Origin of the sequence: Amphibacillus cookii, from assembly GCF_016908375.1 — a bacterium.
In the GTDB taxonomy this organism is placed as follows: Bacteria; Bacillota; Bacilli; order Bacillales; family Amphibacillaceae; genus Amphibacillus_C; species Amphibacillus_C cookii.
Window position 1 is genome coordinate 298,215 of the sequence record NZ_JAFBDS010000004.1, and the last position, 21,152, is coordinate 319,366.

At 37.1% G+C, this 21,152-nt stretch carries 20 protein-coding genes, 1 rRNA gene and 1 other RNA gene; 16 read left to right on the forward strand and 6 right to left on the reverse strand.

Annotated features, from left to right (window positions below; all coding sequences use genetic code 11):
• The first annotated feature begins 29 nt into the window (after positions 1-29).
• Positions 30-848: a pyrroline-5-carboxylate reductase gene (gene proC / locus JOE23_RS07995; protein ID WP_204437366.1), complete on the forward strand. Its 819-nt coding sequence runs from the start codon at positions 30-32 to the stop codon at positions 846-848.
• Between the two features lie 172 nt (positions 849-1,020).
• Here proC and JOE23_RS08000 read toward each other — a convergent pair whose 3' ends face one another.
• From JOE23_RS08000 to JOE23_RS08020, 5 genes are all read right to left on the reverse strand, one after another.
• Positions 1,021-1,680, reverse strand: coding sequence for a deoxynucleoside kinase (locus JOE23_RS08000; RefSeq protein WP_204437367.1), 660 nt, complete (start codon positions 1,678-1,680; stop codon positions 1,021-1,023).
• The gene (locus JOE23_RS08005; protein WP_204437369.1) at positions 1,677-2,318 is read right to left on the reverse strand and encodes a deoxynucleoside kinase; all 642 of its coding nucleotides are present in this window, start codon (positions 2,316-2,318) and stop codon (positions 1,677-1,679) included. Before JOE23_RS08005 ends, JOE23_RS08000 begins: the two co-directional genes overlap by 4 nt.
• Positions 2,319-2,883: 565 nt before the next feature.
• Complete coding sequence (locus tag JOE23_RS08010) at positions 2,884-4,128, reverse strand: Ger(x)C family spore germination protein (protein WP_204437370.1); 1,245 nt, start codon at positions 4,126-4,128, stop codon at positions 2,884-2,886.
• On the reverse strand, positions 4,125-5,216 hold the full coding sequence (locus tag JOE23_RS08015) for a GerAB/ArcD/ProY family transporter (protein WP_204437372.1): 1,092 nt from the start codon (positions 5,214-5,216) through the stop codon (positions 4,125-4,127). Before JOE23_RS08015 ends, JOE23_RS08010 begins: the two co-directional genes overlap by 4 nt.
• Positions 5,213-6,697, reverse strand: a complete 1,485-nt coding sequence (locus tag JOE23_RS08020; protein ID WP_239585321.1) for a spore germination protein — start codon at positions 6,695-6,697, stop codon at positions 5,213-5,215. Before JOE23_RS08020 ends, JOE23_RS08015 begins: the two co-directional genes overlap by 4 nt.
• A 122-nt stretch (positions 6,698-6,819) precedes the next feature.
• Between JOE23_RS08020 and JOE23_RS08025 the strand changes: the two genes are divergently transcribed.
• Entirely contained in the window at positions 6,820-7,335 is a 516-nt protein-coding gene (locus JOE23_RS08025) for a type 1 glutamine amidotransferase domain-containing protein (RefSeq protein WP_204437375.1), read from the forward strand.
• Between the two features lie 171 nt (positions 7,336-7,506).
• Here JOE23_RS08025 and JOE23_RS08030 read toward each other — a convergent pair whose 3' ends face one another.
• Positions 7,507-8,796, reverse strand: coding sequence for a LysM peptidoglycan-binding domain-containing protein (locus tag JOE23_RS08030; protein ID WP_204437376.1), 1,290 nt, complete (start codon positions 8,794-8,796; stop codon positions 7,507-7,509).
• 137 nt (positions 8,797-8,933) lie between these two features.
• Between JOE23_RS08030 and tadA the strand changes: the two genes are divergently transcribed.
• From tadA to JOE23_RS08100, 14 genes are all read left to right on the forward strand, one after another.
• Complete coding sequence (gene tadA, locus JOE23_RS08035) at positions 8,934-9,443, forward strand: tRNA adenosine(34) deaminase TadA (protein ID WP_204437377.1); 510 nt, start codon at positions 8,934-8,936, stop codon at positions 9,441-9,443.
• A gap of 76 nt (positions 9,444-9,519) precedes the next feature.
• An RNA gene (gene ffs / locus JOE23_RS08040) (signal recognition particle sRNA large type) lies at positions 9,520-9,785 on the forward strand.
• Positions 9,786-10,398: 613 nt separating this feature from the next.
• Positions 10,399-11,745, forward strand: a complete 1,347-nt coding sequence (locus JOE23_RS08045) for a GH1 family beta-glucosidase (RefSeq protein ID WP_204437378.1) — start codon at positions 10,399-10,401, stop codon at positions 11,743-11,745.
• Between the two features lie 224 nt (positions 11,746-11,969).
• The gene (locus JOE23_RS08050; protein WP_204437379.1) at positions 11,970-13,277 is read left to right on the forward strand and encodes an ABC transporter substrate-binding protein; all 1,308 of its coding nucleotides are present in this window, start codon (positions 11,970-11,972) and stop codon (positions 13,275-13,277) included.
• Between the two features lie 162 nt (positions 13,278-13,439).
• Positions 13,440-14,354: a carbohydrate ABC transporter permease gene (locus tag JOE23_RS08055; protein ID WP_420827537.1), complete on the forward strand. Its 915-nt coding sequence runs from the start codon at positions 13,440-13,442 to the stop codon at positions 14,352-14,354.
• 11 nt (positions 14,355-14,365) lie between these two features.
• Positions 14,366-15,211, forward strand: coding sequence for a carbohydrate ABC transporter permease (locus tag JOE23_RS08060; protein ID WP_204437384.1), 846 nt, complete (start codon positions 14,366-14,368; stop codon positions 15,209-15,211).
• 106 nt (positions 15,212-15,317) lie between these two features.
• Positions 15,318-15,923, forward strand: coding sequence for a YesL family protein (locus tag JOE23_RS08065; protein WP_204437387.1), 606 nt, complete (start codon positions 15,318-15,320; stop codon positions 15,921-15,923).
• Between the two features lie 44 nt (positions 15,924-15,967).
• On the forward strand, positions 15,968-16,990 hold the full coding sequence (locus JOE23_RS08070) for a LacI family DNA-binding transcriptional regulator (protein ID WP_204437389.1): 1,023 nt from the start codon (positions 15,968-15,970) through the stop codon (positions 16,988-16,990).
• A gap of 417 nt (positions 16,991-17,407) precedes the next feature.
• Positions 17,408-19,114 carry a DNA polymerase III subunit gamma/tau gene (gene dnaX, locus JOE23_RS08075; RefSeq protein ID WP_204437391.1) on the forward strand — a complete coding sequence of 569 codons (1,707 nt, stop codon included), beginning with the start codon at positions 17,408-17,410 and terminating at the stop codon, positions 19,112-19,114.
• A gap of 33 nt (positions 19,115-19,147) precedes the next feature.
• Complete coding sequence (locus tag JOE23_RS08080) at positions 19,148-19,474, forward strand: YbaB/EbfC family nucleoid-associated protein (protein WP_204437394.1); 327 nt, start codon at positions 19,148-19,150, stop codon at positions 19,472-19,474.
• 12 nt (positions 19,475-19,486) lie between these two features.
• Positions 19,487-20,083: a recombination mediator RecR gene (gene recR, locus JOE23_RS08085; RefSeq protein ID WP_204437396.1), complete on the forward strand. Its 597-nt coding sequence runs from the start codon at positions 19,487-19,489 to the stop codon at positions 20,081-20,083.
• A gap of 13 nt (positions 20,084-20,096) precedes the next feature.
• Positions 20,097-20,315 carry a YaaL family protein gene (locus JOE23_RS08090; RefSeq protein ID WP_239585322.1) on the forward strand — a complete coding sequence of 73 codons (219 nt, stop codon included), beginning with the start codon at positions 20,097-20,099 and terminating at the stop codon, positions 20,313-20,315.
• Positions 20,316-20,395: 80 nt separating this feature from the next.
• On the forward strand, positions 20,396-20,647 hold the full coding sequence (locus JOE23_RS08095) for a pro-sigmaK processing inhibitor BofA family protein (protein ID WP_204437399.1): 252 nt from the start codon (positions 20,396-20,398) through the stop codon (positions 20,645-20,647).
• Positions 20,648-20,953: 306 nt separating this feature from the next.
• Positions 20,954-21,152, forward strand: a 16S ribosomal RNA gene (locus JOE23_RS08100); the annotation flags it as partial.

A 21,152-nucleotide genomic window follows, 5' to 3' on the forward strand; every position in this document is an offset into this window, starting at 1 on the left:
GTTCATCTTATCGCAAAGGAGGAATTAAAATGTTTGAAAAAATTGCTTTTATTGGTGCAGGTGCTATGGCGGAGGCCCTTATTGCTGGTATTATAAATGATGGGGATATTCCAGCCCCTTCAATTACGGCAACAAACAAAGGAAATCCAGATCAACTGACGTATATGAAGCATACGTATGGTATTAACGTAAGCAAACACTTGATAGAAACGGTTGCTGAAGCGAATATTATCATTCTTGCGGTCAAACCAAAGGATGCTGAAGCTGTTTTATTTGAATTGAAAACAATGGTTAAACAAGAAATGTTAATTATTTCAGTTATGGCTGGTATTTCAACGCAATATATTGTCAAGATGTTAGACAAGGATATTGCAGTGATTCGGGCAATGCCAAATACTTCTGCAACAATAGGATTAAGTGCGACAGCCATCGCCAAAGGTGATTTTGCAAATAAGGACGCCATAGAGATTTCCAATAAGATTTTAGGTACTGTTGGTATGGTTAAAGAGGTAAGCGAACCAGCTATTGATACGATTACAGCTATTGCTGGAAGCGGGCCGGCTTATTTCTACTACATTGTTGAAGCGATGGAACAAGCGGCGTTAGAGTTAGGTTTAGCCAAAGAGGATGCAATGCCATTTATTCAACAGACGATTTTAGGTGCAGCGGAAATGTTACGCAGATCGGAGGATTCTCCAGCTGAACTACGTAAAAAGATAACGAGTCCAGCAGGGACCACAGAAGCAGGTTTAAACGCGTTAATGGAAGCTCATGTGGGTGATTCAATGAAATTAGCCATTAAACGAGCTTATCAACGATCTAAACAGCTAGGTGAAGCATTAGAGTAGAGGCCAGTGCTTATTAAATTGTTTCTGTATTTAAAGTAATATTGACTATCTATAAAATGACTGAATAAACAAAAAAATTAAATAAGCTAAAGTTAAAGACGAATGATAATTAAGCATCAAAGTTATCATTCGTCTTTTTCTAATCGGGTGTTCATTAAAATACAGTCTACCTTTAATAACGGGAATGATTAATAAAATGACCAATCTTCTCTAGAATCGGTTCGACCGCATCTTTATTTTGGACTAAATCATAATCAGCAATGTTAACGCGCAAAATAGGACAGGAATTAAAGCTGTTTATCCAATCTTGATAACGTTTATGCATCTCTTCCCAATAACTTAACGGGGTTTGTTGCTCCATCGGGCGCCCGCGTTGTTTAATTCGATCGACGACATCATCAAAAGATCCTTCTAAATAAATAAGAAGATCAGGATGTGGAAAATAGGGTGTCATCACCATTGCTTCAAATAAACTGTGATAGGTTTGATAGTCTGTTGGTGTCATGGTCCCTTTTTCATAATGCATTTTTGCGAAGATGCCTGTATCTTCATAAATAGAACGGTCTTGGATAAAACCCCCACCATATTCAAAGATACGCTTCTGTTCTTTAAAACGCTCTGCTAAAAAGTAAATTTGCAAGTGAAAGCTCCATCGTTCAAAATCTTGATAAAATTTATCTAAGTAAGGATTGGTATCAACCTTTTCTAGTGAGGTACGAAAGTTTAATGCATCAGCTAACGCATGTGTCATCGTTGACTTTCCTACACCAACCGTACCGGCTATTGTAATGACACTATCATGGGGAATGTTATATTTTTCTCTTAAATTCATTTTGTTTGTACTCCTTTAAAAAGACCGCATTTAATTTGCTCAAAAATTATTTCTAAATCGGATTGGCGTTTAATAAAATCAAGTTGATCACCATTAACTCGGATAACAGGGATGTCTGGATGTTGCTGTTCAAAATGCTCAATATAATCTTGATAATCAGTCCGTAGTTGCTCAAGATAGGACGCCTGGATTTTTTCTTCTACTGAGCGACCGCGTTGATCTATACGTTTTAATAACGTTTCGAGACTAGCGTCTAAATAAATAAGTAGGTTAGGATGTGCCATATCTTTAACGAGAATATGATAAATTTTTTCATATTTATCATATTGATGTCTTGATAATGTCCGCTTGGCAAAAATCATATTTTTCATAATATGATAATCTGCTACAACAGGAAGCTCTTGATTAAGGTAATTATTCTCAATATCTTCAAGTTGTTTATAGCGATTACATAAAAAAAACATCTCCGTTTGGAAACTCCATGCTTCTATATCGTCATAAAACTTACCTAAGAACGGGTTCTCCTCTACAATTTCTTCAAGTAAGTGAAAGTTAAATTGTGTAGCTATCTTTCGTGCTAGCGAAGTCTTCCCTACACCTATAGGTCCTTCAACAGCAATAAATGGTACTTGCTTCATCGATTATTCCCTCCTTTACAAAAGTTGTCGATAAATGAGGACAAAAACTATTTTACCATATTTAAATGTAAGGAATCAGTATTCTGTTCAAATTGATTAAATGTTCGTTTGAATGAGTGCGTATTAGTTAAAAAAATGTTATTTGATCGTTTTTGGATCGAATGCTATATCCCTATTATGAAACAAAAACAGGCAAAAAAGACGGATAACGACCTCGATGAGGTATCATCCGTCTTAACGAAGATCATGGTTTAGTTTCTAAAACAATAGAAATTTATTTTATCACAGATAACCGTCCGTAAAATCCCGCTAATGTCCTGGTTCCCTAAACTAATAATCAGTGGATGGAGAACAAAAGCACCACTGATCAAAGTTTCGTTTTATGGCTAGCACCATTTGCTACTGGAGTAGATAAAGAAAGATTGTAGCGATGATCAAAAAAAGATTTAAACAAATAACAGCGATTCCACCTAAACGGTTTTTCTTTTTAAACAGCTTGGTGCTAAGGGTTATGCAATAATAAGTTAAATACAAACATGCAATCGAAAAGAGGGGCGTTTGCATTTTAATCCCTCACTTCATCTAGTTTTGTATCATCAAGCATTTTTCCAAAGTGTAGTCGTTTAAGCTGATAGTTCACGGTGATATCAGCATTGGGATAAATATTTTTATGCCAATCACCTTCTTCATAGGCAGGTATGTCTTTAAAGTGTCGACGAATATAGATGGACCAGTAAAAGGGATCGGATCGATAGGCCTCTTGGCTTTTTTTAATCAGTTCATCAGTGGCATCGGTGATATATTGCTCTATTGCATCTCTCAGCGTCCTTTTGAAATCTTCATTTTGAGAGTAATGAATAAGACTAGGAATAGCTAAAATTTTTACCTCAAATGGAACCGTTACATCAATCGTTGCATGGTTCATTTCTGAGTCATAGTTTAGGTTAACCTTTGGGTTATCTGTTTGAAATACATCAGTCGCCACTTGATACTCTGGCGCCAATGGATCTGGATAATTGGCTAACATCTCATTTATGTTCATTGTTTTATCGAGAATATTACAAATTCTCGTCTCTTCACCTGTTAAACGATCAATCATAATCCCTTCCTTGAAAACAGCTGAACCCATAAATTGAGTAACGTTTCCCCCTTCTTTGGGGACTTGTCCAGCGACAAATTCATCTTCACTACCGTCTAATTCTTTGGGGTCGTATGTTGTTGTTGCATAAATGCCTAAAAATAAATCAGCATCCCCTTCCGTAATTTGAAAAAAACGATGGAGATCGGCATCAGGGATAATACCAGTTTCTTTTGCTCGACTTAGCATATACTGATAGTATTTATGTGGGCGTTGTTCCAATACAGGTGAGTTATTGTTAATAAAGTCCGAAGCATTTTCTTTAGATACAATAATTTGAATACTCCGTCTGATTTCAGTTGTTCTTGCTGTTGATTGCATAATACGCAAAAATTGATCGGATCGTGCCAGCGCTTCTGAAACGATTAGCACACGGGTTTGATCCAAGATAATTTGTTTTGTAACAAACGAATTAGCTGTATTTGTCGCTGTCATAATGTCTGTTCCGAAAACTGTAATGGTTTCATCAGGTATTTGTTCTGCGCCTATTCCAGCCAGGGTAGAGCCTGCTTCAGGATTAGCGATTTGATAAGTAAACGCGTATATTCCATCCTGATCCGTTACGTCTATACCGACAGCAATTACATAAGATTGTCGATCAACTTCAACCATATCTTCACAGCCAATTAAAATGAACAAGATGAGTAACCCACTTAAGCTAATAGTTTTCATGTCAAATCCTTCTTTCGTTTAAAAAAATGAATAAGTAACAACAAGAAAGGAACGAGTGCAATAACCGGTGTTATTATATTTAAAAGCTTGTTGCGATAAATAAGTTCTGTTACCACTGCGTTATCAGGAAGTAAACCGATTACCATAAGGAAGAATCCCATTGGCAAGAGTAACAGTTCAAACTCATCGATATTAAATATAGCCCCGAATAGCCATGTGATAAGGTATAAGAGTAAAATAAATCTTAGAAAAGTTGCAAGTAACCAAAAAACCATAAAAAAAGTTTCGATGTTCGTAAAAAAATCACCTAAATTAACATATTGAGTGACTTCATGAAAAGGAAATGAGATTTTCTCAATTGAATTGTAATCAAAAACGGTCGTATAAAGGAAAAAGAAGAAGGTGATTTCGGCAATAGAGAAAATTAGTCCAATTAAACCACCTTTAATAAACTGACTCGGCTTTCTAAAGGCAGAAAATGCCATCGTCAATAGAAAAAAATCTAGAAACAATGATCCCTTTGACACCCCTTCTTCGAGAATAACAGGAACCCCCGCACCGAAGATGGGAAAGATCCGTTGCCAAACGACACTTTCAAATATAAGAGCGGCAAGGATAAAGAAAGATATCCTAATGAACGGCCAGAAAATTCTAGTTGTGTAGCCCACTACTTCAATGCCTCGAATTGCTCCGAAAATACAAACACTACCGAAAAGCACAAAAATAATTAGGATAGACGATCTTTGAAAATAGAGTATCTTTATTTGTTCAACATAGTTACGACTATCTAATGCAATCATGACAAAACTTAAGATAAATATAATGAAAGCTAAACTTTTACCTAAACCCTGCCCTAAGAGGAGCTCAAATAAGTGAACAAAGTGTTTGGCATTATGCTTATAAAGCAAGTACAACAAAACAAGAAATGCTGGTAAAATGCAGATAAACGCTAATAATGGAATGTACCAAAAGGCGTTTTGCGCTTTTTGCGAAAAAAGAGATGGGGTTGTGTCCGTTAATTTTATCCCAATTAATATACTGGTTAAGGTAAACATCTCAAAAGAACTAAGTCTTCTGTCGACCTTCATTTTGTTTTTCCCCTTTCAAAAGTTCGTGAAGATTGTAAATCTTTCGGTAAAAGGTAGCCAGGTCGCCATTTTTCTTTCTTTATTGCTTTTCTGAAATATGTGTCACTATTTGATTTGTAAGTTGGTGAAAGGGGGGCGAAATAGGGAACACCAAATGATTTTAATGAAGCACCATACATAAACCATAGTGTAAAAGCAATCATTAAGCTAAACATCCCAAAGAATCCAGCTGAGATGATAAAGATAAAGCGCGTAATACGAACCGTAAAATTAAAGCTGGGATCGCTAATAGCGAAAGAAGTCAATCCCGAAAGTGCTGAGACAATGACAATGATTGGACTGATAATATTAGCTTCTACAGCAGCTTGGCCCAATATTAGAGCCCCTACAATCCCAATCGTAGGTCCTAATGGATTAGGAATTCGAATCCCCGCTTCACGAATTAATTCAAAAGCTATTTCCATAATTAATACTTCAATAATAAGTGGAAAAGGCACACGTTCCCTTGCTGCTGTGACAGCAAACAGTAAATCAGGGGGAATCATCTCGCTATGAAAATTAGAAAGAGCGACATAGAGCGATGAGATCATCGACGTAAAGAATAGGGCAATAAATCGGATTAATCGTGTGAAGTTACCATATAAAAATCGGGAATAGCGGTCTTCGACATTATGAATGAATGCCCAAAATGTAATGGGCAAGATTAAACAGGCTGCAGAACTGTCCATAAGTAAGACCACATGTCCTTTATCAATATAAGTGGCAGCATTGTCTGGACGCTCTGTATAGAGTATGGTTGGGAAAATTGAATAAGGTCTTTCTTCAATAAATTGCTCTAAAAGCTCAATGTTTTGAACGTTGTCAACATCTAATTGCGTTAATTTTGATCTGATTTCATCTAATAATTGATCATTTACGACGCTATTTAAATACATAAGTTGCACATCTTGTTTAGAACGTTTGCCGACTTTCTGTACTTCAGTAATTAATTCCCGATTGCGGATTTGTTTACGAATAAGTGAAATGTTGACATGTAAGGATTCAGTAAATGATTCTTTAGGTCCTCGAACCACACTTTCGTTTTCAGATTGGCTAATGTCACGATGTTGAAATTGCGCAACGTCAATTGAGTAACCAAATGATTCACCATCGATTATTAAAACAACTTTTCCATTGTTAATATGGTCGTCAAGTTCTTCTAATTCTTTTATTTTAGTAATGCTTTCAGCAGTGATAACATCAAAGAGTGAGTCTCCTTCTTGTTCAAGCAGGGGCTGGATAATCGTTTGTTCTATTTTATCGCTGTTGACGAGAGAAGCATAGTAGGCTAAGCAAAGCTCATGTTTGTTGAATTTTGCTGTTATTAATCGAATTGAAAAATCATTGTTTAGCCCAAAAGAAAACCGCTCTTTCAGAATATCGAGATTAATTAATAATTTAGTATTTAAGATTTCTTTAGTTTGCGTTTTCTTTTTTAACATCATTAGACCTCCCCCTTCATCTGTTTTAGTCTGGATGGTTTTATGTCTTCTATACATGGGTAATTAACAATTAAGTGTTTTAATGGAAACTAAACAATTAATTAAGGAGAGGATTTTTGGTTATGAAGAAAGTAGCAGTCGTTATCGCAGATTTATTTGAGGATGTCGAATATGCGTCACCAGCAAATGCTTTGAAAGCAGAGGGTCATAAGGTTATCACAATAGGCCATGAGCAAGGCGAGACGGTAATTGGAAAACAAAAACAGACACAAATTAAGGTAGATAAAGGGATTGACCAAGTTAAGGCTGCAGATTTTGATGCCTTATTTATACCGGGTGGTTTTTCACCTGATATTTTACGGGCAGATCAACGTTTTGTTGCATTTGCTAAAGCATTCATGGATGACAAAAAGCCAGTTTTCGCTATTTGTCATGGTCCCCAACTTTTAATTGCTGCAAAGGCAATTGAAGGAAGAAAAGCAACAGGATATACTTCAATAAAAGTTGATATGGAGTACGCGAAGGCGATTTATCTTGACCAAGAAGTTGTCGTTGATCAGGGTCAATTAGTGACGAGTCGAACGCCTGATGATTTAGAGGCATTTAATAGAGAATCGTTAAAACTTTTAAAAAAATAAAATGAGATGAGAAACAATAAGAAATTAATGAAAACCCGAATGATAAACGTTTTTTCATTTATCATTCGGTCTTTTCATAAAATTTTAGTTTGATTGATAGGCTGTGGAAGTAAACCACTTCTGCTAGCCTATCGACCTTCAAGTTGTCTAAAAGTTTGGTTGATACTTCGTTTACGTGAATTTTTTTATATCAAAACGATCGGTTAATAAAATCCAATTTTGAGGAAAGGCTAGCCCAAGCTTCCAGTAACTAATACCACGCAAACGTTTTTCTTTTATTAAATTAAATTTAGCTTCAATAGATCTTGCATCTTCAAACCACACTTCGTGTTCACTACCGTCTTGATCAAAATATTGAAAATATGGTGCTTGTGCTGTTGGATCATAGCTTATCGCTTGATTATTATCTCTTGCTAGCGCAATTGCTTGCTGAGGGCTTATTGCACGAGCAAATTCGCCTCCTGGTTCAAAGGGTAATGTCCAATCGTAACCATATAAATTCTGTCCTAACATGATCTTTTCAGCAGGCATCTCGGATAATGCATAATCTACGACACGCTCGACTTGATCAATTGGCGACACCGCCATAGGTGGACCACCACTATAGCCCCATTCATAGGTCATTAATACAACAAAATCAACAATTTCCCCATGCGCTTGATAATCATGCGCTTCATACCAAGGCCCTTCTTGATCAGCACTTACCTTAGGAGCCAAAGCTGTTGACATTAAAAGGTTTGCCTCACTTAAACGTGATTTTGCCGTACGTAAAAATTGATTATATGCTTCCCGGTCATTAGGCGGAAGAAATTCAAAATCAAAGTGGACATCACGGTAGCCTAAAGATTGAGCGGTGGTTACGATCTCATCTAAAAGTGTTTCTTGAATGGCACGATCATTGACGATTAAACTTCCTAACTCATCACTAAAAGCGCCTTCCTCTAAATTTGTTACCACAAGCATTAATGCTGCATCATTTCTGTTGGCAATCTCAAGTAAATTTGCAAGTGGTGGTGGAGCTAGTGTTCCATCACGATTGACTTGATAACTAAAAGGTGCAAGATAAGTCAACTTATCCGCATGCTTTTCGGCAGCATTAATTAACGTTTCAGATACAGTATCACCAATCGGTTCGACATAAGCATTGGATTCAATCAACATTCTATCTTGTTCAGGAATATAAAGGCGAAAGCCAACAGCTAACGGCTGATTTGGATCGATTGCATTAATCCTTGCAAGTTCAGTAACGCTTATTTGATATTGCTGGCTAATGGTATAGAGACTGTCCCCTGGTTGCACAAAGTAAAATTCGCCAACAATAGGAATAACTAAGGCTTGACCAATGACAAGTTGCTGATTCAGATCAAGTTCGTTTGCAGATACAATATCTTCAACAGAAGATCCAAATGTATTGGCAATGTCGTAAAGCGAATCCCCTTGTTTAACAACATAAATTTGCACGTTAAATCCTCCTTACTTGATTCTCTTGTTAGCATATGCAAGAAAGTTGGGCGAGTGAATGATATGAGTTAGTATTTTTCTACATGAAATTTTGATAAACTAAATAGGAACAGTCATTGTTAAGAGGGGGCTAGTTTATGACAGATGAAGATTATATGGAATTAGCATTAGCAGAGGCAATTAAAGCTGCGCAACTGGGAGAAGTTCCTATCGGTGCACTATTGGTTTATCAAGATGAAGTAGTGGCGAAAGCTTTTAATCTACGTGAAGCATTACAAACAACAGCATCTCATGCTGAAATGCTTGTGATTGATAAAGGGAATGAGGTGGTTAATAGTTGGCGTTTGGAAGACTGTACTCTATATGTCACTCTTGAGCCTTGTCCGATGTGTGCGGGAGCGATTCTACAAGCTAGAATACCAAGAGTTGTCTTTGGTGCTTATGATTCAAAGGCAGGGTGTGCAGGCTCGATCCTCAATTTATTAGATGACAAGCGTTTTAATCACCAAGTAGAGGTAACAGGAGGCATTTTAGCAGAAGCTTGTGGTCAATTATTAAAAGATTTCTTTAAGCAATTACGTTCACGAAAACAAGAAGCCGATATTATTTCATTAGTCGATTATAAGGGAAAAAATAACAATGGTTAACCATTGCATTTTTCAGTCAAACACTTTATACTTGTATATGCGTCGCAGGATGCGATGCAAGAAGGATAGAATCTTGCCGTGCTAGGTGGGAAGGTAGCGGTGTCCTGTACTCGCAATCCGCTGTAGCGAGACTGAATTCCCATCTGAGGTGTAGAGTCATAAGGTCTGCCATAAGGAATTGGTGTTGACGTTCGGGTCCTGCGCAACGAGATCCCGTGAATCCTGTCAGGTCCGGAAGGAAGCAGCAGTAAGCGGTCTTTTCCCGTGTGCCGCAGGGACGCCTGGATTGAGCCATGAACTTATGTAACGCTTAGGGCTGTGCTATCGACGATGGGTGCACGGCGTTATATAAAAGTTAAAAATCTCTTGCCATTAGGTAAGGGTTTTTTTGATGCTAAGCTTCTTACTCATGCAATGTTTTTTTAATTATAAAAAAACATGTGCTTATAAGTAAAGATAGGCTGAGAGCAGTTATTTTTCAGAGATTGTGTCATACGGTATCAAAGATACCAGTCGTAACATGGTCTTTTGCTTTCGTTATTTTAAATTATCGAATACAAAGCTAGTGTAAGCCTTAATATAAAGCGCTTTCGATTTTTGTAAAAAATCTATTGCTTTTTTGATTGTTAACGTTTATAATAATCAACGAAAGCGTTTTCTGAAAGAGATTAACTTAACTTATTAATTGTTTTATCTAGGAAATAAAATGTTTTTTATCTCATTTTAGTTATAAATTGAATCGATTTTCTTTTATTTATCACAGATAACGGTTGCTTATGTCCTCCTGATTCATTTAACAGTCAGTGAGTGAAGAACGAAACTGCTCACTGAAGATTTGTTTTATAGTAGATTAGTTCACTGATGAAAGTGTTTTTGGAAAAAGATTCTTCATTTATTCTTGAAAGTATATACATTAACTTCATTTTTTTATCGTTTTTACGAAAGGGGTTTCGTTATGGCTGTTATACAATTTCCTAAAGATATGAAGTGGGGAGTCGCTACCGCTTCTTACCAAATTGAGGGTGCTACAAGTGAAGGTGGAAGAGGGGTATCGATATGGGACACGTTTTCTAAGACACCAGGAAAAGTTGTAAATGGGGATAATGGTGATGTCGCATGTGATAGTTACCATCGTTATAAAGAAGATGTTGAAATTATGGAAGATTTAGGTGTGGATTTTTATCGATTTTCAATTGCCTGGCCAAGAATTTTCCCCAATGGGATAGGCGAAGTTAATCAAGAGGGTTTAGATTATTATCATCGGCTCGTAGACCAATTACTTGAAAAAGGTATCCAGCCCATGTGTACACTATATCATTGGGATCTCCCTCAAGCACTACAAGACAATGGAGGTTGGGCAAACCGCGAGACGATTGTTGCTTTCGTCAACTATGCTGAAGTCATATTTAAAGCATTTCAAGGGAAAATTAAGCATTGGATTACCATTAATGAACCATGGTGTGTTTCGTTTTTGTCTCATTTTATGGGCGTTCACGCACCAGGCGATAAAGATTTACAATTAGGGGTTGATGTTGCCCATCATTTGCATGTAGCACATGGAAATACAGTTATGCGCTTTCGTGAGCTTGGTATTGAAGGTCAAATCGGTTATGCGCCAAATGTAGAATGGAATGAACCATACAGCAATAAGCAAGAAGATATTGATGCTTGTAAGCGAGCGAACGGTTTTTTTATTGACTGGTTTTTTGATCCCGTATTTAAAGGGACTTATCCAACCTTTTTGGTCGATTGGTTCGAGAAAAAAGGTGTTCAATTAAATGTGCAAGAAGGTGATATGGAGATCATTAGTCAACCGATTGATTTCTTGGGCATTAATTACTACACTGGCGGTGTGGCGCGTTATAAAGAGAATGAAGGGTTATTTGATCATGAGCGTGTCGATACGGGATATCAAAAAACAGACATTGGTTGGAATATATATCCTGAAGGATTTTATAATGCATTAACACATATTAATAAAACATACGGCAGTGTGCCCATCTATATTACAGAAAATGGTTCATGTTATAATGATGAGCCAAAAGGCAGAAAAATAAGGGACAATAAACGAATTGATTATTTACAGCAACATTTGATCTCACTCCATCGCGCGATAAAAACAGGGGTTAACATTAAAGGGTATTTAACTTGGTCGTTGTTTGATAATTTTGAATGGGCAGAAGGATATACGATGCGTTTTGGTATTGTTTATGTTGATTACCAAACGTTAGAGCGTATTAAAAAAGATAGTTTCTATTGGTACAAACAAATCATTAACAGTAATTTCTTTGAAGTTAAATAACCAAGCTATTGATTTTAGAGGTTCTTCTAACCATGAAGTAACCTCGAGAACGATGGTTTTGACACCATGTATTGGTGGTAGGTCAGTCATTATTCCATTGTTTAGAAAGCGCTTACTTTTAAGTTGGCAGAGCTTTTAAGGAGGTGATAGAGTAGCGGATGAAGGCGAGTTTATCGTTTGTTTGATAGGTTAACCAAATTAAATTTTCCAAGGGGGAAAGAAAAATGTCAAAACTTTTGAAATTAACGGCACTTATGGCTTTAGCAATTTTATTCTTAGCTGCATGTAATGGTGGGAATGGAAATGATGCATCAGAAGAAGGTGCAGAGGATCCAGAAACAACATCAGAAACAATTGGTGATGGTGATGTTGAGTTAGTGTTTTGGGAATTTGGTAATACAGGATACGATAAGTTAATTGAGGAGTACGTCGCTGACAATCCGCATATCTCTATCAACCTTCAAAACAGTGACATGAATGACGTACATGATAATTTATTTACATCGGTATCTACTGGCAGTGGTGCACCAGATATCGCAATGGTTGAAGAGGCTCAGATTGAACGTTATCGCAATGCAGAGGATGCCTTTAACAATCTATATGATTTAGGTGCTGAATCAGTAGTCGATAATTATCTTGATTGGGTTTTCCAAAATGGTGAAAGCGCAGATGGTAGTTTTCTATTTGGATTACCAACAGACATCGGACCGACAGTCATGTTTTATCGCACCGATGTCTTCGAGGAAGCAGGTTTTGATTCTTCACCAGAAGCAGTTTCCGAGTTAGTAAGTACGTGGGAAGATTTTGAATCGGTTGCTCATCAAATTTATGATGAGACAGGAAAACTAATGGCAGATGCTGGAGAACTTGTATTCAATGCGCGACGTGACCAAGCGACACAACAGTATTTTAATGAAGACGATGAATTAATTATCGATGATCACCCCCAAATTAGAGAGGCATATGACTACGTGGCCAACTTATTTGATGAAGGATTAGTTGGAGATATTCCGCTTTGGACACCAGAATGGTTCGCTGGTATGGAAGATGGAACATACGCAACAATGTTAGCTCCGGCTTGGATGCAAGGTCAAATTAAAGATAATAGCCCAGAAGAAGGCGTTTGGTCGATTACAACAATGCCTGAAGGTGCGGGAAACTGGGGTGGCTCTTACTTAACTGTTCCTTCAGAAAGTGAACATGCAGAAGAAGCTTACCAATTTATCGAGTGGTTAACGGCACCAGAACAACAATTAAAAGCATTTTTAGACTATGGACTGTTCCCATCATCACCTCAGGTATATGAGATGTCAGAATTTATGGACTATGAAGATGATTATTTTGGTGGAATTGCGACAGCGCAAGTGTTTTCGGAAGCTGCTCAACAAGTTATTCCTGTATACAAAGGGCGTTTATACTATCCAGTAGATGAAGAATTAAAGCAAGCAATTGATAATATATCTGCTGGTGATGATCGAGATGAAGAATGGGAAGCTGCTTTACAACGAATTGAACGCATTTTGCAGCGTTAATTATTGATTTCTAAGTGTGTCCTGAAAGGTTCAAAATAGTCCTTTTGGGACACGCTCGTTATTATCGGATTTCTAGGTGAGAGCTATTTTCTCCCCATTCGAATAGATCAAGTTCTAGGGAAGCAGTATATTACTTTTTGCAAGGGGGTAGCAAAGTTGAAGATGACGAAAAAAGCTAATCAGCTTACTGAAACAAAGCGTACGACGATAGCGGCATATCTCTTTATCTCTCCATTTTTTATTTTATTTGCTATTTTTGGGTTATTCCCGATGATATTTAGTTTTTACTTATCGTTTTTTCGTTGGGATGGTTTAGACCCAATGACCTTTAATGGTTTGAACAACTTTAGATTTATTTTTTCTGATCCGATTTTTTACTCTTCGATAAAAAATACGTTTATTATTGGGTTGTTAGGAACGCTACCACAAATCATTGTATCCATTTTAATTGCATTTGCCTTAAATTCAGCACTTATCCGCTTTCGTAATACGTTTAGAACACTGATTTTTTTACCGTATATTACGTCAATAGTTGCTGTGGCGATTATCTTTGGGCTTGTTTTTAATAACCAGCCTTTCGGTTTTGCTAATTACATTCTCAGTTTTTTTGATGCAGGTCCAATTCGTTGGAGTGCGGAGTACTGGCCGGTTAAGTTTGCCATTGCAACAATGGTATTTTGGCGTTGGGTCGGATACAATACCATTATTTTCTTAGCTGGCATGCAGAGCATTTCGAAAGAATTGTATGAAGCAGCAAAAATTGATGGAGCAACTATTGGACAGCAACTGCGTCTAATTACGCTCCCGATGTTAAAACCTATTGTTATGTTTGTTGTATTTACATCAACAATTGGAAGCTTGCAACTATTTACAGAGCCGTTGATTTTCTTGGGGCGTGGCTTGAGAGAAGAAGGTATTACGGTCGTTGCGTATTTATGGAGAGATGCATTCGTATATAATACATTCGGAACGGCATCTGCGGCAGCAATCGTGTTATTTGTCATTATTATTACCTTAACTGCAATTAATTTAGCGCTATCTAACCTGATCGGTCGCTCAAAAAGAAAAGTTAGTTAGGAGGGATGGATATGTCAACAAAAGAAGTAGGAGAAGGAAAATTCTCTGTTAAGAAATTTTTTGTTTATTTCGTTTTAGTAGGTGGAGCATTAGTTTCTTTGTTTCCTTTTTATTACATGTTTGTCATGGCGACACGTTTGAATCGGGAAATTAACTCTGTACCACCACCGTTTACGCCGGGAACTCATTTGGTTGAAAACTTTCAAAAGGTCACAGAAAACATTGACTTCTTTGGAGCGATGGGGAATTCTTTGTATGTTGCTACAACAGTTACGCTTGGAACTTTATTTCTTTGTTCATTAGCAGGCTATGCATTTGCTAAATTGCCTTTTAAAGGAAAGAAAGTATTTTTCGTAATGATTTTAGTGACAATGATGGTTCCTCCCCAACTCGGGTTAATTCCACAGTATTATATTATTACAGCACTAGGTTGGTTAAATGATTTTAAGGCGATTATTGTTCCAGGACTAATTAACGCTTTCGGTATTTTTTGGATGAGGCAATACATTGCAGAGGGTGTACCCTATGAAATTGTTGAAGCCGCCAAAATTGATGGATGCTCAAATTTTCGAATATACTGGAATGTTGTTGTACCAATGATCCTTCCTGCTTTTGCCACGCTCGGCATTATTGTTTTCATGCATGTGTGGAATGATTTCTTATGGCCACTTGTCGTATTGAGAGATCCAGCTGTACACACGTTACAAGTTGCATTACGTGCACTAAATGACGCGAGACAGATGGATTATGGTATGATTATGTCAGGGACGTTTTGGGCAACTGTACCTTTGATTTTTGTGTTTTTAATGTTTAATCGTTTGTTTATTCAGAGCTTGTCTGAAGGAGCAGTTAAATAAGTTGAAGATAAATGAGTGGGTGCGAGGAAATATGCTTTTTCAGGTGATTTCTAATTTTTAGTAATCACCTATATTTTCTCCACTTATAATATATGAGGTGATGATGATGAACAGGATGATTTATAAGATCGCTGATATGGCCTATCGCTTCATCGTGTTAAATATTTTGTGGATTGTTTTTTTTCTTGCTGGGTTAGGTGTGTTTGGGTTTATGCCTGCAACAGTGGCTTTATTTCGCTGGATTCGGGAATGGTTAAAAGGAGCGGACGATTTGCCGTTGTTCCGATCTTATCTAGCTTATTATAAAGCAGAGTTTATTTCATCTAATCTTTTAGGTGTATTATTTCTTATTTTGTTTTATATTATTTATGTGAATGTTTCTTTTGTATCTTATTTTTATGCTAGTTCAGTTCATATATATATCTACCTTATTATCTTTAGCATTGCAATGGTTGTTGTGTTAAGCTTTTTAAACATCTTCTCCGTTATGGCGCACTTCGAACATAAAAAGACGATTCGCTATTTTAAATCAGCGATAGGGCTTGTTTTTGCAAAACCATTGTTGTCTTTATTGCAGTTGCTGTGGCTTTTTGCGTATGTACTTGTTGCTGTAAATTACCCGAGAGTATTTATTGCGATAGGGATTAGTGTTTTTGCATATGTTTTGATGAGCCTAAATTATTCGATATTCAGAAAGTTTAATGCAGTCTAATTAAAGAAAAAACATTATTATGATGCAAGGAAGGGAAATAAGCTATGGTTACGATTTATGACATCGCTAAGAAAACGGGCTATTCTATAAGTACGGTTTCCAAGGTGCTCAATCATTATTCTGATGTTGGAGATAAAGCAAAAAAAATAATTAATGAAGCCGTGGATGAATTAGGCTACTTTCCAAGTTCAAGCGCTAGAACACTTTCGACGAAAAGGTCTTGGACCATTGGTGTCGTTTTTGTTGAAGATTCAGGTATTGGTATTGAACACCCTTTCTTTAATGCTGTTATTGAAAGCTTTAAAAAAAGTGCTGAAAAGGAGGGCTATGATCTTCTTTTTGCATCGAATAATATCGGAAATGAACCCAAAACATATGTCGATCACTTCCGTTACCGTGGTGTTGACGGTGTTGTTGTGGTCTGCTCTACGTTAAATTCTCCTGATATGGACAGATTGATGGAATCAGATATTCCTTCTGTTGTCATCGATCTTGATATGAGAGGAGCAAATGTCGTCTATAGTGATAATCTTCTTGGAAGTGAATTAGCAGTCGACTACTTGTATTCATTGGGACATAAGAAGATTGCTCATATTTATGGTAGTAAAACATTATTTGTTGGAGAACAACGCTTAGAGGGTTTTATTAGTGCAATGAAAAAAAATAAACTGACGGTGCCTGAAGAATACCTTATAGATGGGGGTGTTTTTACATATGAAGGCGGAAAAAAAGCAATGGAACAGATGTTGAAACTAAAGGATTTACCAACTGCTGTTTATGTAGCAGGTGATTTAATGGCAATCGGAGCTATTGCTGCGATTCAGGAGGCCGGGTTAAAGGTGCCAGATGACTTTTCTATCATTGGCTTTGATGATATACAAATTGGAAGATACATGACGCCAGGGTTAACAACGATTAGACAAGAGACGACACTTATTGGTAAAACGGCTGCAACTCTACTTATTGAGCAAATCAATGCAAAGGAGAAGCAATCGATGTCTGTCAAAATTCCAGTACGCTTGATTGAAAGAACATCATGTAAAGCTATAATGGAAATGGTCGAGTAGTTTTCTATAGTATACTCGATGCATTTCCTGCTTGGGCTTATCTAATGAAAACATTCTATAGTCTAAGATTTTTCTAATTGAGTAGAATGTTGTCTATTTACTAATTCAAATTCTTAGTGTGAAAGAAGGATTAACAGCACTTAATCTTATAAGAATAACATAAAGCCCCGTTCTTCCACCTCGAAATAGCAACTTTTAGCATCTTTAGTATGCTTACTCCTTTTAATATCTCCCTTAGCGGATTATCGGAGACGATCGTTTTTTTTTGAAACCGCTCGTTATATTTGTAGATTTTGATAATCGCATCTTTGTATACTTATCCTAAAAAAGATTCTTTGTTAGTAAAGATTCACAAATAACCCTTGTTTCAGTTATAATAGAGATGAATGCCGACCAAAAGAAAGGATTAAGCAAATCATGAGCTATCAAGCCCTTTATCGTGTTTGGCGACCACAAACCTTTATTGATGTCGTTGGTCAATCACATATAACGCGAACGTTGCAAAATGCAATTGTTCAGGACAAGTTTTCACATGCTTACTTGTTTTCTGGACCTCGAGGGACAGGGAAGACAAGTGCAGCAAAAATTTTCGCTAAAACAATTAATTGTAAACATGCTCCAACCAAAGAGCCTTGTGGAACATGTGAGGCTTGTGTAGGAATTCAAACAGGTGCGATTGCTGATGTTATGGAAATCGATGCTGCTTCAAATAATGGTGTTGAACAAATCCGAGATATTCGCGATAAAGTAAAATATGCACCTAGTGCGGTGACTTATAAAGTTTATATTATAGACGAAGTGCATATGCTTTCTATAGGTGCATTCAACGCGTTATTAAAAACGTTAGAAGAGCCACCAAAACATGTTGTTTTCATTTTAGCGACAACAGAACCGCATAAAATTCCGTTGACGATTATATCGAGATGTCAACGCTTTGATTTTAAGCGAATTACGCAGCAAACCATCGTTCAACGCATGCAATCGATTATGGAAAAAGAAGAAGTCGATGTATCAAATGAGGCTTATCATGCGATTGCTTTAGCAGCGGAAGGCGGAATGCGTGATGCCTTGAGCTTATTAGATCAAGCCATTTCTTATAGTCAGGAAACGGTGCAACTTGACGATGTTTTAGCAATTACTGGCTCGGTTTCACAAGCGAATTTAATGCGATTAGTTGAAGCACTTCAAAATAATGATGCTCGATTGGCTTTGACATTAGTTGATCAGTTCATTCAAGAAGGAAAAGACCCAGCAAGACTTGTTCATGATTTGATTTATATCTTACGTGATCTTTTGCTTTATCAGACAGTACCAGCATTAGAGGATACAATGGAACGCGCTTTGGTTGATGAGCACTTTCAATCCGTAGCCACACAACTCTCAGCTACTTGGATTCAACAAACAATTGGAGAGCTAAACCAATGCCAACAAGACATGAAATGGACCAATAGCCCGAAAGTTTTTATTGAAATTACTTTGTTGAAAATAACGGAACAAAAAAATGAAACTCAATCTGAGGGTCCTCATCGTGAGCAATTTTTGCAGTTAACGGAAAAGCTTGATAAACTAGAAAAAGAGCTAACTCAGCTTAAGCAACAAGGGGTAACAACAAATCAAGTGACACAAGGAAACACCACCACTGTTAAGAAGCGAGTGGTTCCTTCAAAAAACCATTATAAAGTACCGTTTGAACGGATACGTCAAGTGTTAGAACAGGCGGAAAAAGCTCACTTAAAACAAATTCATAGTCAATGGGCAACGTTTATGCAAATGTTAAAGCAGCAAAACGCGCCAGCACATGCAACCTTACAGGACGCTAAGCCGAGTGCAGCTTCAGAAGATAGCTTAATTATTGCGTTTAAATATGAAATCCATTGTTCGCTTGCTCTTGACCATAAACAGACCATTGAATCTTTGTTATTGGAGTTAATCGGTAAAACTATTTTGATTATTCCAATTCCAGAAGTGAATTGGCAAGAAGTGCGTCAAGATTTTATTGAAAAACAACGCCAACAGAATCAAGATCAACAGGAGCAAGATGTAGAAGAAATTGAAGAAGATAAAATTATAACTGAAGCCCGTAAACTTGTTGGTGATGATTTATTAGAAATTCATGATAAATAAAAGAGATTTATGATCCTTAAAGGAGGAAACAAAATGCGTGGAAACATGGGAAATATGAACAAAATGATGAAGCAAATGCAAAAAATGCAAAAAGATATGGTAAAGGCTCAAGAGGAACTGCAAGAAATGACGTTTGAAGCTACTGCTGGTGGTGGTATGGTAAAGATAACTGCTAATGGTAAAAAGGAAATATTGGACATAGAAATTAATGAAGAGGCCGTTGACCCGGATGACGTGGAAATGCTTCAAGATTTAATTATCGCAGCAACTAATGAAGTTTTAACTAAGGTAGAAGAAACATCTAACGAAACGATGGGCAAATTCACACAAGGTATGAATCTACCTGGAGGCATGTTCTAGGAGGGGTAATAGGTGTACTATCCAGAACCGATTTCAAAGCTTATTGATAGCTTTACTAAGTTGCCAGGGATCGGACCGAAAACAGCGGTTCGTCTGGCTTTTTTTGTACTTAATATGAAAGAAGACGATGTATTGGACTTTGCAAAGGCGTTGGTAAATGCGAAGCGAGAGTTAACACATTGCAGTACTTGTGGTCATATTACGGATCAAGACCCTTGTGCAATATGTGGAGATCATACGCGTGATGACTCTGTCATTTGTGTGGTTCAAGATCCTAAAGATGTCATTGCAATGGAGAAGATGAGGGAATTTAATGGACGTTATCATGTCTTACATGGAGCGATTTCTCCAATGGATGGCATTGGACCTGAAGACATAAATGTCCCTCCTTTACTTAATCGGTTGAAAGATGAGAAAGTAAGCGAACTTATTTTAGCAACCAATCCAAACGTGGAAGGCGAAGCAACTGCTATGTATATTTCGCGTTTAGTAAAGCCTTCGGGGATTAAAATCACACGCATTGCTCACGGACTACCAATGGGTGGAGACTTAGAATATGCGGATGAGGTAACACTTTCGAAAGCTTTAGAAGGAAGACGTGAACTTTAAAGGAAGTGACTTTATGGCATTTGGAAAACGAAAAAAACAAAAGGAACGAGAAGAACAACTATTGCGTGATATCTTTAAATTGCAATCGGAATGGATGAAATTAAAGAATATTATTGAAAAAAGTGTAGAGCCAAGTGAAATTGGTCGTTATGATTTAATGGTTGCTCAAGCGAAATACTTTTTCTTGTTAAGAGAAGCAAGGTATCGCAATATTAACGCACGCCACCTTTAAAGGTGGCGTTCTTTTTTTGATTTTCAAGCATATATTTTGTACTAGTCCTACATTAATAAAAAGAGGAGGGATTAGTATAGATGCAACAAATAATTATTGTGGCAGTCGTTTGTATAGTATTAATGGCCCTATTCCATTTGCCGGCGTTAAAGTGGATGTCAACAGGGTTTGTTAAAATAGTCATAGGGGCATTGATGTTGTTTTTTCTTAATATTTTAAGTGGCTCATTTGGATTACATATTCCAATTAACTTTTTTACGGCTACAACAGTCGGCTTTTTAGGTTTACCTGGAGTAGTGGCATTGAGTTCACTACATCTTTTTGTTATTTAGGACAATCTCTGTTTAAATTTGATATTAACGGGTAATATCAAAGTGTTAATGGTGATGCATGAATCAGTTAGCTATCATGATATTTTATGATGGTTTTTCTTTTTCAATTTATTAATAAAAAAATGTTGACTATTACAAGTTACCTGTGATAATATATAGAAGTTGTCGCGAAAAGACGGCAACCAAATTGATCTTTGAAAACTGAACAAAACAACCAGTATGTTAAGAAAAGAAGTAAGAAGCAAGCTAGTGCTTTAAACGAGCAAAGGGTGATAGATAGTTGAGACTATTTATACACACCAAACTTTTAATGAGAGTTTGATCTTGGCTCAGGACGAACGCTGGCGGCGTGCCTAATACATGCAAGTCGAGCGCAGGAAGCATGATTGATCCCTTCGGGGTGAGCTCGTGTGGAATGAGCGGCGGACGGGTGAGTAACACGTGGGCAACCTACCTGTAAGACTGGGATAACTCCGGGAAACCGGAGCTAATACCGGATGATCCT